This window comes from Haloplanus litoreus (genome assembly GCF_045690335.1).
GTDB classification, from domain to species: domain Archaea; phylum Halobacteriota; class Halobacteria; order Halobacteriales; family Haloferacaceae; genus Haloplanus; species Haloplanus litoreus.
Map to the genome: position 1 here is coordinate 341,678 of NZ_CP147874.1, position 15,349 is coordinate 357,026.

The 15,349-nt window shown below is 70.0% G+C and carries 18 protein-coding genes; 11 read left to right on the top strand and 7 right to left on the bottom strand.

Annotated elements, in window-relative coordinates:
- Positions 1-68 precede the first annotated feature (68 nt).
- The gene (locus tag V8686_RS01975) at positions 69-746 is read left to right on the top strand and encodes a lipoyl protein ligase domain-containing protein (protein WP_379702289.1); all 678 of its coding nucleotides are present in this window, start codon (positions 69-71) and stop codon (positions 744-746) included.
- A gap of 37 nt (positions 747-783) precedes the next feature.
- Positions 784-2,091, top strand: coding sequence for a dihydroorotase (locus V8686_RS01980; RefSeq protein WP_379702291.1), 1,308 nt, complete (start codon positions 784-786; stop codon positions 2,089-2,091).
- A gap of 37 nt (positions 2,092-2,128) precedes the next feature.
- On the opposite strand, the gene V8686_RS01985 is transcribed toward V8686_RS01980, so the two are convergent.
- Positions 2,129-2,773, bottom strand: coding sequence for a DUF5806 family protein (locus V8686_RS01985; RefSeq protein WP_379702292.1), 645 nt, complete (start codon positions 2,771-2,773; stop codon positions 2,129-2,131).
- A gap of 78 nt (positions 2,774-2,851) precedes the next feature.
- Here V8686_RS01985 and V8686_RS01990 point away from each other — a divergent pair, with 78 nt between their 5' ends.
- Positions 2,852-3,220, top strand: coding sequence for a universal stress protein (locus V8686_RS01990; RefSeq protein ID WP_379702294.1), 369 nt, complete (start codon positions 2,852-2,854; stop codon positions 3,218-3,220).
- Entirely contained in the window at positions 3,217-3,756 is a 540-nt protein-coding gene (locus tag V8686_RS01995; RefSeq protein ID WP_379702296.1) for a GNAT family N-acetyltransferase, read from the top strand. Before V8686_RS01990 ends, V8686_RS01995 begins: the two co-directional genes overlap by 4 nt.
- Here the strand turns inward: V8686_RS01995 and V8686_RS02000 are convergent.
- Entirely contained in the window at positions 3,753-4,205 is a 453-nt protein-coding gene (locus V8686_RS02000; protein ID WP_379702298.1) for a universal stress protein, read from the bottom strand. The genes V8686_RS01995 and V8686_RS02000 overlap by 4 nt on opposite strands.
- Before the next feature lie 86 nt (positions 4,206-4,291).
- Here V8686_RS02000 and V8686_RS02005 point away from each other — a divergent pair, with 86 nt between their 5' ends.
- Together V8686_RS02005 and V8686_RS02010 are read left to right on the top strand one after the other, a co-directional pair.
- Complete coding sequence (locus tag V8686_RS02005; protein WP_379702299.1) at positions 4,292-4,762, top strand: universal stress protein; 471 nt, start codon at positions 4,292-4,294, stop codon at positions 4,760-4,762.
- Between the two features lie 196 nt (positions 4,763-4,958).
- Complete coding sequence (locus tag V8686_RS02010) at positions 4,959-6,164, top strand: DHH family phosphoesterase (protein ID WP_379702300.1); 1,206 nt, start codon at positions 4,959-4,961, stop codon at positions 6,162-6,164.
- A 1-nt stretch (position 6,165) separates the two neighbouring features.
- On the opposite strand, the gene V8686_RS02015 is transcribed toward V8686_RS02010, so the two are convergent.
- Positions 6,166-6,585 (bottom strand): DUF5807 family protein, encoded by a 420-nt coding sequence (locus tag V8686_RS02015; RefSeq protein WP_379702302.1) that lies wholly within the window; start codon positions 6,583-6,585, stop codon positions 6,166-6,168.
- A gap of 100 nt (positions 6,586-6,685) precedes the next feature.
- Between V8686_RS02015 and V8686_RS02020 the strand changes: the two genes are divergently transcribed.
- Positions 6,686-6,973 (top strand): hypothetical protein, encoded by a 288-nt coding sequence (locus V8686_RS02020; protein ID WP_379702304.1) that lies wholly within the window; start codon positions 6,686-6,688, stop codon positions 6,971-6,973.
- On the opposite strand, the gene V8686_RS02025 is transcribed toward V8686_RS02020, so the two are convergent.
- Together V8686_RS02025 and V8686_RS02030 are read right to left on the bottom strand one after the other, a co-directional pair.
- Positions 6,959-7,390, bottom strand: a complete 432-nt coding sequence (locus tag V8686_RS02025) for a DUF7112 family protein (protein WP_379702305.1) — start codon at positions 7,388-7,390, stop codon at positions 6,959-6,961. The genes V8686_RS02020 and V8686_RS02025 overlap by 15 nt on opposite strands.
- A 1-nt stretch (position 7,391) precedes the next feature.
- A complete protein-coding gene (locus V8686_RS02030; protein ID WP_379702306.1) occupies positions 7,392-7,799 on the bottom strand; it encodes a 30S ribosomal protein S6e in 408 nt (135 codons plus the stop codon).
- Positions 7,800-7,994: 195 nt separating this feature from the next.
- Here V8686_RS02030 and V8686_RS02035 point away from each other — a divergent pair, with 195 nt between their 5' ends.
- The 3 genes from V8686_RS02035 to V8686_RS02045 all read left to right on the top strand — a co-directional run bounded on the left by V8686_RS02035 (position 7,995) and on the right by V8686_RS02045 (position 12,184).
- Positions 7,995-10,601 (top strand): heavy metal translocating P-type ATPase, encoded by a 2,607-nt coding sequence (locus tag V8686_RS02035; RefSeq protein WP_379702307.1) that lies wholly within the window; start codon positions 7,995-7,997, stop codon positions 10,599-10,601.
- A gap of 162 nt (positions 10,602-10,763) precedes the next feature.
- Positions 10,764-11,822, top strand: a complete 1,059-nt coding sequence (locus V8686_RS02040) for a matrixin family metalloprotease (RefSeq protein WP_379702308.1) — start codon at positions 10,764-10,766, stop codon at positions 11,820-11,822.
- A gap of 83 nt (positions 11,823-11,905) precedes the next feature.
- Complete coding sequence (locus tag V8686_RS02045) at positions 11,906-12,184, top strand: hypothetical protein (RefSeq protein ID WP_379702309.1); 279 nt, start codon at positions 11,906-11,908, stop codon at positions 12,182-12,184.
- A 273-nt stretch (positions 12,185-12,457) separates the two neighbouring features.
- On the opposite strand, the gene V8686_RS02050 is transcribed toward V8686_RS02045, so the two are convergent.
- Entirely contained in the window at positions 12,458-12,982 is a 525-nt protein-coding gene (locus tag V8686_RS02050; RefSeq protein WP_379702310.1) for an OsmC-related (seleno)protein, read from the bottom strand.
- A 202-nt stretch (positions 12,983-13,184) separates the two neighbouring features.
- On the opposite strand from V8686_RS02050, the gene V8686_RS02055 reads away from it, so the two are divergent.
- Complete coding sequence (locus V8686_RS02055) at positions 13,185-13,991, top strand: DUF7839 domain-containing protein (protein WP_379702311.1); 807 nt, start codon at positions 13,185-13,187, stop codon at positions 13,989-13,991.
- An 82-nt stretch (positions 13,992-14,073) separates the two neighbouring features.
- Here V8686_RS02055 and V8686_RS02060 read toward each other — a convergent pair whose 3' ends face one another.
- Complete coding sequence (locus V8686_RS02060; RefSeq protein ID WP_379706433.1) at positions 14,074-15,306, bottom strand: MBL fold metallo-hydrolase; 1,233 nt, start codon at positions 15,304-15,306, stop codon at positions 14,074-14,076.
- Positions 15,307-15,349: the final 43 nt, after the last annotated feature.

Genomic DNA, 15,349 nt, shown 5'->3' on the forward strand with positions numbered 1-15,349 from the left:
GGAACTGAAGTGTGTCCAGCAGCCTCGGTCGCGAGGAGGTTATGTGCGTCCGGCGTGACCTTTCTCCTATGCGCGTCCTCAGGGGTCGGGCGGCGACGGCCGACGCCGACCGTGAGCGGACCGGTGCGATGCTCGCGCGGACGGGCGAGACGGGGGAGCCTGCGGTGCGGGTGTGGACGCCGGGCCGTCAGGTCGCGTTCGGCCGGCGGGAGGCCGCCGAATCGGGATACGACCGCGCCCGCGCCGCCGCCCGCGAGCGTGACTTCCTCCCGGTCGAACGTCGGGTCGGCGGGCGGGCCGTCGCCTACACCGGCACGACGCTCGCCTTCGCCCACGCGGTGCCAGTCACGGACGCCCGGACAGGTCTGGCGGAGCGGTACGAGGAGACGACCGAGCGGCTTCGGCGGGCGCTATCGAACCTCGGCGTCGAGACGGCCGTCGGCGAACCGCCCGAGTCGTTCTGTCCCGGCACCCACTCGCTGCAGTCCGGGGGGAAACTCGTCGGCGTCGCCCAGCGAGTGCGGACGGACGCCGCACTGGTTGCCGGCTGTGTCCTCGTGACCGACCGCGAGGAACTGGCGTCGGTCCTCGCGGCGGTGTACGACGCTCTCGACCAGCCGTTCGACCCGCAGAGCGTCGGGAGCGTTGCGGCGGCCGGCGGGCCGGCCGATCCGGACCGGGTCCGGACGGCAGTCGAACGGGAACTCGTCGGCGACGCCGCGGCCGTCTGTCGGATCGAGGTGTGAGCGGGACACTTACGGCGGCCGGGGGACAGGAGAGGGTATGCTCGTCAGGAACGCACGGCTGGCGGACGGCCGTGTCCGCGACGTTCGCGTCGAGGGAGAGCGGATCACCGCCGTCGGGACGGACCTCGACGCGACGGGAGAGGTGATCGAAGCGCGGGAGCGACTCCTCCTCCCCGGCGCCGTGGACGTTCACGTCCACTTCCGGGAACCCGGGGACCCCCACAAGGAGACGTGGCGAACCGGGTCGCGAAGCGCCGCCGCGGGCGGCGTCACCACCGTCGTCGATCAGCCGAACACCGACCCGCCGACGACCACCGGTGCCGCCTACGACCAGAAGGAACTGTGTGCCCGGGACGCACACGTCGAGTATGGCATCAACGGCGGCGTCACCGCGGAGTGGGACCCCGAGACGCTGTTCGATCGTCCCCTGTTCGCCCTCGGCGAAGTTTTCCTCGCCGACTCGACCGGTGACATGGGCATCGACGGTGACCTGTTCGAGGACGCGGTCCACCGCGCCGTCGACGCCGACGTGCCCGTGACCGTCCACGCCGAGGACGCGACGCTGTTCGATACGGCCGCTCGCGACGCCGCCGGCGACGGGGTGGGCACCGACGCCGACGCCGACGCGTGGAGCGCCTACCGCACCGCCGAGGCCGAAATCGCGGCCGTCGAACGCGCCGTCGAGATCGGCGTCTCGGCGGGGGCGCGCCTCCACGTCGCTCACACCAGCACGCCCGAAGCCGTCGACGTCGTCGCCGACGCACCCGAGACCGTGACCTGCGAGGTGACGCCACACCACTGCCTGCTCTCGCGAACGGATCTCGACGACCTGGGAACTCTCGGGCGGATGAATCCGCCGCTCCGGAGCGAACCGCGCCGGGCCGCCCTCTACGACCGGGTTGTCGACGGACGAGTCGACCTGATCGCCACAGACCACGCCCCCCACACCCGCGCGGAGAAAGAGACCACGCTGCTTTCGGCGCCGAGCGGCGTCCCCGGCGTCGAGACGATGGTCCCCCTCCTGCTCGCGGAGACGCGGGACGGACCGCTGACGGTCGAGCGCGTCCGCGACCTGACGGCGGCGGCGCCGGCAGCGACGTTCGGCCTGGAGCGGAAGGGTCGAATCGAGGCGGGGATGGACGCCGATCTGGCGCTGTACGACCTCGACCGGCCGCGGTCGGTAACGGGTGACTGGCTCCACTCGAAATGCGGGTGGACGCCGTTCGAGGGGTTCGAGGGGGTCTTCCCGGAGTGGACGCTGGTGCGTGGCGACCGGGTCTACGACGGAGCGATGGACACCTTCGGGGCGGCGGCGGGCGAGAACGTGCGGTCGGGACCGTCGTGAGCCTCGGGGAGATGCTCGCCGGTGGCGACGATTCCGACTACTCGAGGTCGTCCCGCAGTTCCTCGCTGGACTCGCGGACCTCGCGCATGACCTCGGAGATGCGGTCCTCGGCGTCGAGTTCCTCGGCGACCGAAAGGTCGACGCCCTCCACCTCGAGGAGGAACTTCGCGACTTCGGTCACCTCGTACATCATCTCGTCGAGTTCCTCCGCGGTGAAGAAGCCGGACATGGCGCCGTAGAGGAAGGTGGCGCCGGCTTTCTGAACCTTCTCCTCGAAGGAGGCGCGAGCCTGGTTGACCGCCTGCGGCGAGTAGGTGTCGGTCATGAAGGGGACGAGTTCGGGCAGGTTCTCGCCGATTTTGGTCATCTCGACGCCGGTTTCGGTGCGGAAGTCGACACAGAGGCGGGCGATGGCCCACTCGCGGGCCGTGACGTAGGTTCGGTCGCGGAGGAAGGAGTTGACGCGGTCGTACTGGGCGCCGTCCATCTTCTTGAACCGCTCGTACTTCCGGACGTCGGCGGGGACCGATTCGTCGGCCGTCGACGGCCCCGACTGAGCCGAGGCGGCCGGATCGCTCGTGGAGCCGTGCTCCACCCCCTCGTCCGTAGACCGCCGCTCCACCCCCTCTTCGGCCGCCGTCGCGTCGTCGCTCATGGGCCGGCGTTCCGTGCGCCGACGCAAAAGGGTTCCGTCGCCGTCTGCCGACCGTCTGACGGCGGGTCGCGTACCTTTTTCACTCGCCGCGCCGAGTGGTGGCGCATGAAGCTACTGCTGGGCATCGGCGGGAGCGACGACTCGTTGCGCGCCCTGGAGCGTGCCGTCGCCCGCGTCGCCGAGACGGGCGACGACCTGACGGTCGCCATCCTCCGGAACCCGGCAACGGAGACGGATCCGGAGGAGATCGAACGGCGCGCACGGGAGGTCCTCGACGACACGGGCGTGGCGGCACCGATCCGCCACGTCGAGGGCGATCCGGGGAGCCGACTCGTGGAACTGGCGGAGCAGGAAGGGTTCGACCGGATCGTTCTCGGCGGCGGGGAGACCAGCCCGATGGGGAAGATCAAACTCGGCGGTATCGCCGAGTTCGTTCTGCTGAACTCGCACGTGTCGGTGACGCTCGTCCGATGACCGACGACAGCACCTACCCCGACGAGGTCGCCGGGCCGTTCCCGAAGCCTCCGACGACGTTCGAGGACCGCGAAGGCCGGTCGATCACTGTCCGGCACTACGACGACCACGAGGACCGCGAGGCGCTGATGGCGATGTACGAGGCGTTCGACCCCGCCGACCGGGCACAGGGCATCCCGCCGACGAACGAGGAGCGCATCGAGAACTGGCTCGACACCATCACGGACGACGAGACGGTAAACGTCGTCGCGACCCACGACGGCGACGCCGTCGGCCACGCGACGCTCGTCCCCGACGAACCGGAGCGGACCGCCGAACTCGCCATCTTCGTCCTGCAGGCGTACCAGCACGCGGGTATCGGCACCCGCCTCCTGAAGACGCTCCTCGGCGCCGGCGAGGCGGCCGGCTTCGACCGTGTGTGGCTCTCGGTCGAGCGCTGGAACGACCCCGCGATCAACCTCTACGAGAAAGTCGGGTTCCGCGCCAGCGACACCGAGAGCTTCGAACACGAGATGTCGATCCGCCTTCGCGACTAGACGGAGAGGACGGGCTGGCTGGCGTAGAGGAGGACGTACTCGGCGGCTTTCGCCAGCACCTCGTCCGGGTCGCCCGAGACGGGTTCGCGGGGAACGACCACGAAGTCGGCGCCGAGTTCCTCGGCAGTGTCGAGGACGACGCTACCGGGGTGGCGGGAGAGGCGGCGGGTGGAGAAACCGTAGGCCATCGAGGTGGAGAGCGGGACGTCCGCGTCGTCGACGATCTCGATCACCGCCTGGAGGAACGCCTCGGTATCGGCCGCGAGCGTCTCGTCGTCGATGGCGCCGGTGTCGATGGCGCGGGCCACGTCCTCCCTGACGACGTAGAGCGCGTGGACGGCGGCGTCGTACTCGTCGGCGATAGCGGTGGCGTACTCGACGGCCTCGAGCGACTCCTCGCTTCCGTCCACGGGAACGAGGACGAGCGACGGCGAGAGGGGATCGGTCATGGACGGGCGTGCGCGGGCCACGGTCAAAAACGCTCCCCCCTGCACGGGACACCGGGTTTATACCCCGACCGGCCGAACTCGGGACCATGTTCGACACCATCGTCATCGCGACGGACGGGTCGGAGAGCGTCCGCCGGGCCGTCAGCGTCGCCCTCGATCTGGCCGACCGGTTCGACGCGGCGGTCCACGCGCTCTACGTCATCGACGAGAGCGAAGTCGAGAGCTCGCCCGAACAGGTGCGCGAGGAGATGCGCGCCGCCCTCGACGACTCCGGCGAGTCGGCCCTGGATGAGGTACGGGCGGCCGCCAACCGCCCGGTGACGACCGCCGTCCGCGAGGGGCGACCCGCGACGGTGATTCGGGAGTACGCGACCGACCACGACGCGGACGTGGTGGCGATGGGGACCCGCGGCCGTCACGGCGAGAACCGCTTTCTCATCGGGAGCGTCGCCGAGCGAGTGGTGCGCACCTGCCCCGTTCCCGTGTTGACGGTTCGTCAACTCGGCGAACGGGAACGCGGCGACGAGGGCGGCGTCCGCGACGCCGCGAGCGCCTGATACTTGGCGTCGTCAGCCGTCGAAGTCGGTGCCGCGCCCGACCGCACAGTCGGTCGCTTCGGCGTACAAACGGGGCCAAACGCGACGATGGCGGGGCGCCGACGGTTCGCCGGGCGGTCGTGACGACCGGACGGCATCGGCTTACAACGACCGGCCGAACCGCGGGATACTTCGGGCCGGCCCCCATCCGGCCGGTATGGACGACGACCTGATCGACAGCGACGGACTCTCCCTCTCGCGGAAGTCGCGCCTGCCCGGTGCGGGCTTTTTCTACCCCGACTCGCTCGACGAGGACTACGCCGACCGACGCGCCCGGGAGGCCATCGAGGGCGCCGCAACGGTGGTGGTCGCCGACGGCGACGCCGACGGCCTCGCCAGCGTTGCCCTCCTCCGGGAACGGTACGACGCCGCCCTCGACGTGGCGCCGTTCGAGGAATCGCTCGCGGCGCGAACCGATCCGCAGCTAGACGACGAGGCGGAGGAAGACGGCGAGGACTCGTCCGTCGGACTGGTGACCGCGAGTCCCCACTCGCTGTCGGACGCCCTCGAACGCGTCGCGGAGTACGCCGACCCCGGCGTCGACGTCTACGTCTGTGATCTCTGTCCGGACGACGAGTCGATCACCGAGGTGGTCGACGCCGTGGTCGACTGCGCCGGGCGCGTCCGCTGGTTCGACCACCACCAGTGGGACGACGACGTGGCGGCCGCCGTCCGCGACGCGGGCGTCGACCTGGTCGTCGGCGAGAGCGACGAAGAGTGTACGGCGGACGTGACGCTTCGGTCGCTGGACGTCGACTTCCCCGACCACCTCGTCGACTTGGCGGCGGTCACCCGGGACCACGACCTCTGGATCAAGGAGGACCCCCGGAGCGACGACCTGGCCGACTACGCCCACTGGGCCGGCGCCGAGGAGTACGTGACCGTCGTCGGTCGGTACGGCCCCGCCCTTCCGGCTCCGGTGGTCGACTACCTCGACCACCGGCGCGTCGAGAAAGAGCAGTTGATCGAGGCGGCCGTCGACCGCGCCGAGATGCGGTCGGTCGGCCCGTGGACCGTCGGCGTCACCTACGGCCGGTGTTCGCAGAACGAGGTGGCCGAGGCGCTGCGCGAACGGGGAGCCGACGCCGCGGTCGTCGTCAAACCGGCCGGCAGCGCCAGCATCCGCGGAAGCGAGGGCTTCGAACGGGCACACGAGGTGGCGGCCCTGGTGAACGGCGGCGGTCACCCCCGCGCCGCGGGCTGTAAACCCGACATCTACGAGGACATGCTCGACTACGCTCACCACTGGACGACGGAGGGCTACGCGACAAGACAGGTGATCCTCGCGGCGTTCGAGCGGGTAGCCGAGGACGCGGAACGGGCGGACGAGGCGGACGAGGCGGACGACGCCGACGAGAACTGACCTACGCGTCGCCGACGATCCAGCGATCCGAGAAGGCGGTGCCGTCGGGGCAGGCGGCGTAGGCGTGGATCACGTCGCCCTCGGCGTAGATGCCGCCGACCTCCTCGTTTTGCGCCTCGGCGAAGGCGAGGACGAACGCCGCGCCCTCGCCGCAGTCGGGGCAGGTGCCCCCGGTCAGACCGGGGTCGATGTCGCCCTCGGTGCCCATCGCCTCCTTCGCGAAGGCCATGGCGTCCATGCCGGTGCCGGCCGAGAACAGCCGGCGGCCCTGCTCGCCCGGGACGACGAGGACGACGCCGCCGTCGACGGGGGTGCCGTGGTCCGCGAGGGTATCGTCGTCGAGGTAGTCGTCGGTGAGAAAGAGGGCGATGTGGTCGAGTCGGTCGCCCGCGAGGAACGCGTCGAGGTCGGGGTCGCTCATACCGTCGGCAGGTCGCCGAGGCGTAAAGAAGGGTCGCTTCCGGCCGGTTGGCGGTCGACGGGACGGTGGGGTTTTTGAGGATCGTCGCCGTCGACCACGTGTGAACCGCTCACAGCTCACGGGCACGGCCTACGCGCTGTTCGGCGCCGGACTGGTGGTCGACGGCGCGGTCGACCTGCGCGGATCGCTCGCCGTGCTCCCCGCACTGACCGCACTGTTCGGGGTCGGAATCTTGGTCGCCGGCGTCGTCACCCTCACCGGATCGGACGCGACGCCCCTCGGCGGGCGGCTCGCCGTCGGCGAGCGGCCGACGTGGGTGATCGTGCTGCTCGCGCTGGCGGGGACGCTGTTGCTGGTCGGGGCGGCGTTCCGGCTACTGGTCGCGTAGGTCCTCGGCGATGGACGCGAGGGAGTCGTCCGGGCGGTGGGTGACGGTGTACACCGCCCGCTGGCCGGGGACGCGGACGCCGTAGAGGTCGCCCGGCGTCACCTCGTCGACGTCGATGCTCCGGCCGACCTCGAGGTCGACCCCGCGCACCCACTCGACGAGGCGGTTCGTCCCCTCGCGGTCGCTCCGCGCCAGGCGGCGGTTGTCGTAGGCCCCACGGAGCAGGGGACCCGACGCGTCGGCTTCGACCTGGGCGTGGTACTCGTCGCCGTCCAGAACGAGGCGGATCAACTCGCCGGCGTCGAGGGCGGCGTCGTCGGGGAGACGAAGACAGGGCCGACGAGTACCGCCGCTCCGGGCGAGTTCGGCGCGGTACGTCGTCACCGCATCCCCGTCGCTGGCGACGCGGTCGGACACGTTACTCGTCGGCGTCGTCCGCCTCGTCCGCCTCGTCCGCCTCGTCGGCGCCGAAGCCGGCGTCGCCGTCGACGACTTTCGCGTTGATCTGGACGACGGCGTCGCTGATCTCGCGGCCGCGGACGGTCACGCGCTTTCGCTCGCCGTCGCGCGACGGGGCGAAACCGACGCCGCCCTCGAGGAGGACCTCCTTGAGAGCCGGGCCGGCGACGTCCGAGCGCAGGGGACGGCCGGCGTCGTCGGACCCGCCCGTCAGGTCGAGCGTGGTGCCGTCGAGGCCGACGGCGCCGCCGTCGACCTCGTCGCCAAGTTCGCGCCCGAGAAACCGGTTCGCGTCCTGTCCGTCGACCTCGAACTGCTGCGTTCGGCCCGTATCCGGGTCCGAAACGACGACCTTGAAGTCAGCCATGCCCGGAATCAGACGGTCGCCGATAAAAAGCACGTCGAAACCGAGCGTCGCGCCGACGACGGGCGCGTGGCGCCGAAGTCCCCCGATCCGGGGCCAGATTTATTAATAAAACTAGAATATATTATTAATCATTTTGTTATATACCGGGTTTCTTGGCAGGAGGATTAATACGGACCCGAGAGCTAGGGGCGAGCAATGAGCGACGAGTGCGACTGCGGTGCCGACGAGGGGGGCCACGACCACACCCGCGGGTCGGCGGCCCCGGCGGGCGACGAGACGTTCCGGGGCTCCGTCCCGACGATGGACTGCTCGTCGTGTGCGAGCAAGGTGGAGCGGAGCGTCCGGACGCTCTCGGGGGTCGACTCCGTGGAGACCCGGCCGACGTCGGGGACGCTGGTGGTCGGGTACGACTCGGCGACGACGACGGCGGACGCCATCCGGGAGCGTGTGGACGCGGCGGGCTACGCCGTCTCGGACGTCGAGACGGAGACGTTCTCGGTGCCGTCGATGGACTGCTCGTCGTGTGCCGGGAAAGTCGAGTCGGCGCTGTCCGTGGTGGACGGCGTCGTCGACTACGACACCCGACCCACGTCGGGACGGGTCGAGGTGACCTACGACCCCGACCGGGCCACCCGGGGTGACGTGCTGGCGGCCGTCGAGAACGCGGGCTACGAGGTGGTCGAGGGCGAGGCGGCGGGGGAGTCGGTCTGGCGGAGTCGTCGGGCACTGAAGACCGCCGTTGGCGCCGTTGCGCTCCTCGCCGGCGTCGGGTTCGAGTTCGTCTTCACGGGCGCGAACGCGACGCTCGCGACGGCGCTGGGCCGGACGCTCACCGTCGATTGGGTACTGTACGTCCTCGCGGCCGCGGTGGCCGGACAGGCCATCCTGCGGAACGGGTGGTACTCGGCACGCAACCGGAGCCTCGACATCGACTTCCTGATGAGCGCCGGGGTGGTCGGCGCCGTCGCGGTCGACCTGCCCTTCGAGGCGGCGACGCTCGCGGTGCTGTTCTCCATCTCCGAACTCCTCGAACGCTACTCCATGGACCGCGCCCGGTCGTCGATGTCCGAGTTGATGGATCTCTCGCCCGACACGGCGACGGTCCGGCGTGGGGCGACAGAGGAGACGGTGGCCGTCGACGAGGTGGCCGTCGGGGACGTGGTGGTGGTGCGGCCCGGCGACCGCGTGCCCGTCGACGGCGTCGTCCGCGAGGGGTCGAGCGCGGTGGACGAGTCGCCGATCACGGGCGAGAGCGTGCCCGTCGACGTCGCCGAGGACGACGAAGTGTACGCGGGCAGCATCGTCGAGGACGGCTATCTGGAGGTGGAGGCGACGGCGCCGGCCGACGAGTCCACGCTGGCGACGGTGATCGAACTCGTGGAGGACGCCGAACGCGACAAATCGGAACGCGAGCGCTTCGTCGACCGGTTCGCGTCGTACTACACCCCCGCGGTGGTGGCGCTCGCGGTGGCGACGACACTCGGCCCGCCCCTCCTCGTCGGCGCGCCGTTCGAGACGTGGTTCACTCGCGGGTTGACCCTGCTGGTCGTCGCGTGCCCCTGTGCGTTCGTCATCAGCACGCCCGTCAGCGTCGTCTCGGGCATCACGAGCGCCGCACGCAACGGCGTCCTCATCAAGGGCGGCGACCGCCTGGAGGCGATGGGCGAGGTGGACACCGTCGCTCTGGACAAGACGGGGACGATCACGACGGGCGAACTGGGCGTCACGGACGTGGTGGGGCTGAACGGGACGAGCGAGGACGACGTGGTGCGGTGTGCGGCGTCGCTGGAACGGCGGAGCGAACATCCCATCGCGACGGCCATCGTGGAGTACGCCGACGAGCGGGGAGTGACGGACCGAGGGGTGGAGAACTTCGAATCCATCGCCGGCGAGGGCGTCCGCGCCGACCTGGACGGGGTCACCCACTACGTGGGCAAACCGGCGCTGTTCGATGATCTCGGCTTCGACCTCGAACACGCCCACATCGAGACCGACGGCGGCGTGGTCGTCGACGACGACGTCGACCCCGAGACGTGCGATCACGGCACGTACCTCGACCTCGTGAACGACGTGGTGCCGCGCCTGCAAGCGGAGGGCAAGACCGTCGTCCTCGTCGGCAGAGTCGGGGACGACCCGACAGATAGCCGGACGCAGTCCGGCGACAGCCAGAACGAACTGGAGGGCATCGTCGCCGTCGCGGACGCCGTGCGTCCGGAGGCGGCGGACGCCATCGGCCGCCTGCACGAACTCGGGATCGACCGGGTCGCCATGCTGACCGGCGACAACGAGCGGACAGCCCGCGCCATCGCGGCGCAGGTGGGAATCGACGAGGTGCGCGCCGGCCTCCTGCCGGACGAGAAGGTAGCCGCCATCCGGGAGTTCGCCGCGGATTCCGAGGCGGCCGCGGCCGAGGACGGCGCGCGCCTCCCCTGGAACCGCACGACTGGCGGCGTGGCGATGGTCGGCGACGGCGTCAACGACGCCCCGGCGCTCGCGGCCGCGACGGTCGGCGTCGCGATGGGTGCCGCCGGCACCGACACTGCCATCGAGACGGCCGACGTGGCGCTGATGGGCGACGACCTGACGCGGCTGCCCTACCTCGTCGCCCTCGCCCGGCGGGCGAACGGCGTGATCAAGACGAACATCTGGTCGTCGCTGGGCGTGAAACTCGTCCTCGCCGCGGGCGCGCCGCTGGGTCTCGTGAGCGTCATCCACGCCGTCGTGATCGGTGACATGGGGATGAGCCTCGCGGTGACGGGCAACGCGATGCGGCTGGCGAACGTCGATCCGGAGCAGGACTGACCGGGGGACGTCCCCCGCGGAGCACCCGTCACCCGCGAAATCCCCGCCCCGTGGCGACCGTTCGCGCCGTCGTCCCCGGTGGCGGCGTGCGAGGACGCACGCCGCCCGCACGTCGTCGTGTCGAGGGAAACGGTTTTTGAGCGCCCGGCACCGAGTGAGCGTATGACGGCCCGGACGCTGGTGATCGCCGTCCTGTTGGTTCTCGCGGGGTGTACGACGCCGCTCGATCCCTCGGCGACGACGCCGACGGACACCCCGGTTCCGGCGGCGGCCGATCCGACGACGCCGACTCGGACGGGGACGCCGACGGCGACGAAGCCGGCGACGACGGCGACGCCGAGTGCGAACCCCTGGGGAGACGAGCCAATCGTGGTCGCCATCCGCAACGAAGGGGGACGGGTCCGGGACTTCGAACCTCTCGTCCGCGAAGCGGCATCCTTCTGGGAGGAGAACGACGACGCGTATCTCGGCTTCGGGGTCCGGTACGAGGTGCGCCCCGACGCCGAGAATCCCGACCTCGTCGTCGCGTTCACCGACGAGATTCCCGACTGCGGCGGCGTGGCGGACGCGGTGGGCTGTGCCCCCCGACTCACCGACTCCCGGATGGTCGACCGGCCGGAGACGGTGTGGGTCAAAAGCGGACTGTCTGACGCGTCGACGACGCTCGTAACGAAACACGAACTCGGGCACACCCTCGGACTGGACCACGACGACGCTCCGCAGGCGGTGATGCGGGCGCGGTCGGTCATCTACACGGAACCCCAGCCGAACGCGACGGAGCGGGACTTCCCCTGGGCCGACGGCGACTTCACCGTCCGGGTGGACCGGGAGAACGCCTCGGATCCCGACGGCGTCGGGCGGCAGGTCGACCACGCGCTGACGTACTACGAGGAGGGCACCTCCGGAATGCCGGGGAATCTCACCTTCGAGCGAACCGGGGCTGCCGATGCGGAGATCCGGATTCGCTTCGGCGAGACGCCGACCTGCCGGGCGTCGAGCGGGTCGTGTATCAGCACCTACGGCACCGATCCGGACGGTGACGGCGCCATCGAGACGTACACACGGGTGGAGATTACGCTGGTCGGTCTCGACACCGACGCGGTGGGGTGGCACGTCGGCTACTGGTTGGCGCACGTCTTCGGCGCGGAGGCCGACGCGGAGAAGCCGTCCCCGTTCCGGGACGCGAGCTATCGGGAGCGCCGGAGCAACTGGTGGGAGTAGCGTGAAGAGCACGCGGACGGTTCGCGGCGACCGAACGGGGTCGTCCGGTCGTGTGCGGCCGAACACGGGGGTGTCACGATAGCGTGGATCCGGAGCGTCTCGACGCGGCACTCGCCGACGCGTTCGACGCCGGTGACGGGGAGCGCCGTGCGGTGGTCAGATGTGCCCGCGACCTGGCCGATGCCGGCCGTCTCGAAACCGACCGCGGGACGCCGCTGACCACAGCCGTCGTCGTCGCGGAACTCGCCGACGCCCCCGACGGATCGTCGCTCGCCGGGCGCTGGAACTGGTGGCTCGGATCCCTCGAACTGGCCTACGGCGGCGGCTACACCGACTTTCGGGTGCGACGATACGAGGGGTGACCTCGACCGGCGACGGGGACCACCGAACAGTTCCGGACGACGGTCGAACGTACCCCGAAACCCCGCACCCACGAGTCCGGACGCCGCCGATCCGCCCACGTCCGAGTCGGTCACCGGGGTGGAGTTCGCACTCCACGACCCCGCGTACCCGCCGGTCCGAACCGCGGGGGGCCTCGGCCGCCGAGTGGCGGTCCGGGAGGGCGTTCCGCCGTCGGACGGGCGGACCACACGCTCGAATTCCTCCCTGTCGACGACGAGGAGGCGAGCGCCGCCCTACAGCGGCGATCCGTTCAGGAGGGTCGTGCCCGTCAGCGGAACGGCCGCCGAGAGCGTCCCGTGGACGTAACAACGGGACTCGGCGGCGGCGACGAGGTCACGCACCGCCTCCTCGGACGCGTCGGTCCGGAGGGTGGTCGTGTACTCGATCCGCTCGAAGTCCGCGGGCTCCTCGCGGAGACCCAGCCCGCCTCGGCGGTCGATTTCGCCGTCCACGTCGACGGCCAGTTCGTCGAGTTCGATCCCCATCCGAATCGCGTTGCGGACGTACTGTGCCTGGAGACAGAAGGCAAACCCGGCGAGGAAGTACCGAAGCGGGCGTGGCGCCGTCCCGGTGCCACCGACCTTGGAAACCGGCTCGTCGGCGTCGAAGACGAAGCCGTCGGCCCGCGCCCGGGCGTGGTAGTTCCGGAGCGTCTCCGTCTCGACGCTCGGGTGACCGGATTTGAGTTCGCGGGCGTTCCGGAGCCCCTCGATGCGACGGTTCAACCGTTCCTGTAGCGTCGTGTCGACGACGGACATACGACGGGGGGAGGAAGGTCGGTCAGTTAGGGGTTCCGACGGAACGGACCCCGGTGGCCGACGCCGATGACGACAACTCACGTGGATTGCAAAGCAAATTATCTTGGGCTAAGGAAAGTAAGAATTCATTTCAGGGCCAAGAGTTGCAACCACACCGGAACTAAGGTAAAAATACTTGAGTAGCGCGGCCGGAGTGGTGGCGATGGCAGAGAACGTCGACGGTGGGGCGGGCGTCCTGCGGAGCAAGCGATCGGCGACCCGATATCAGATCCTGGTCGGGATCGCGGAGCGTCAACCGGCCGTCAGTCAACGGGAGATTGCCGACGACATCGGCATCACCGCCCAGGCCGTGAGCGACTACCTGCAGGATCTCATCGAGGAGGGGTACGTCCGCAGTCCGGGTCGCGGGCGGTACGAGGTGACCAAGGAGGGGGTCGACTGGCTGATCACTCAGACCGACGCCCTCCGGGAGTTCGTCACCCACGTCTCGGAGGACGTGGTCGGGCAGGTCGAAATCGAGACGGCCCTCGCCACCGCTTCCATCACGGAGGGGGAGCCCGTTTCGCTGTCGATGCGGGATGGCGTCCTCCGGGCGACGCCCGGCGGTGCCGGAAGTACAACTGCAGTTGCGGTCACGGACGCCGAGCCAGGGCAGGACGTAGGCGTCACGGATTTCCGGGGCATCCTCGACTACGACCTCGGTCGGGTGACGGCCGTCTCGATTCCCCGTGTCCAGGACGGCGGGAGCGCCGCCGTGGATACCGCGACGATCACCGACCACGCCGCCGCGGCGGATCTGGTGGCGACGGCGGGCACCGAGGCACTCGCGGCCGCGCACGCGACCAACCTCGACCCCGACGTTCGCTTCGGCACCCCACAGGCGGTGGGAGAGGCCGCCGCCCGGGGACTCGACGTTCTGCTTCTGGCCGTGGCCGACGAACTCTCGACGCACCTCGACCGCCTCCGCGACAGCAACATCAGCTACGAAGTCGTCGACCCCGCGGAGTGATGCCGTTGACCGTACCCGTGTCGCGATAGTCGACATCCCGACATGGCGGCTATCTGCCTCGACGTACAGCCGGCAGTATGAGTTACACCGTTATCGTCTCGCCGAGAGCGGGGGCCGTCGCGTCGAACCCGTCCGCGTCGAGTTCCGACGCGAACGCCTCACAGCGGTCGCCGTGGTTGAGGAGGATCGGCACGTCCCGGTAGGTCGACAGCAGTTTCAGTAGCCCGTCGCGGTCGGCATGCGCGGAGAAATCGTACCACTCGACCTGGGCGCTGACTGGCATCACGCGGCCGTCGATTTCGGCGCGCCCCGACTCCAGCAGGTCGCGCCCGGGTGTCCCCTCGACCTGATACCCCGTCAGCGTGATCTTGTTCGTCGGATGCGACCGGACCGCCGGGACGTACGTCATCGCCGGCCCGCCGGAGAGCATCCCGCTCGTCGTGATGATCACCGTGTTCCGGTCGGCGATACGTTTCCGCTGGCCGTCGCGGCCGGTGACGAAGCGGGCGTTGGACTTCGCCCGCTGGAGTGCCTCCTCGTCCCGGACGAACTCGGGATGTCGGCGGAGCATCCCAGTCACCCGCTTGCCCATCCCGTCGACGTAGCAGTCGATGTCGTGGGAAGCACAGATCAGGAGCATCTCCTGTGTCCGCCCGATGGCGAAGGCCGGAACGACCACCGTGCCACCCTCCCAGACCGTCGTCCGGACGCTCTCGGCGAATCGGTCCTCGATGTCCCGACGGGAGTCGTGTTCCACGTCGGAGTACGTGCTCTCACAGAGGACGACGTCCGCCTCCGGCCGAGCGGTCGACGCCGGGACCAGCCGTTGGTCTTCGGTGTGAAAGTCGCCGGTGTAGAGCAGGCGGGTGTCGCCGTCGTCGACGAGGACGTGTGCGCTCCCGGGGATGTGGCCGGCGTTGTAGAAGGTCACCTCGTGGCCCGCCGCCTCGAACGTCTCGCGGTAGCCGTGCGTCTCGGAAACTTGCGTGACGCGTCGGACCTCCTCCTCGGTGAACGGGCAGTCGTAGGTGCCGCCGTGGAGTTTGAGCGTGTCGCGAGCCAGCGTCAGCGCGAGTTCACGCGTCGGCGGCGTCCAGTGGATGGGCGGGCGACGGTCACCGGAAAGCAGGGAGGGGATGGCCCCGACGTGGTCGAGGTGGCCGTGGGAGACGACGACTGCGTCGGGGTCGGGCGTCTCGACCGGGAATCGGGGTGGGTTTCCGGTCAGCATGCCGAAGTCGAGAAGCAGGCGGTCGTTGACGAGGATGGCGCTGCGACCAACCTCGCCGGCTCCGCCGAGAAATCGGATATCCATGTTGTCCCCGATAGCCGGCCACACCGTTTGGGTTCGTCGTTTC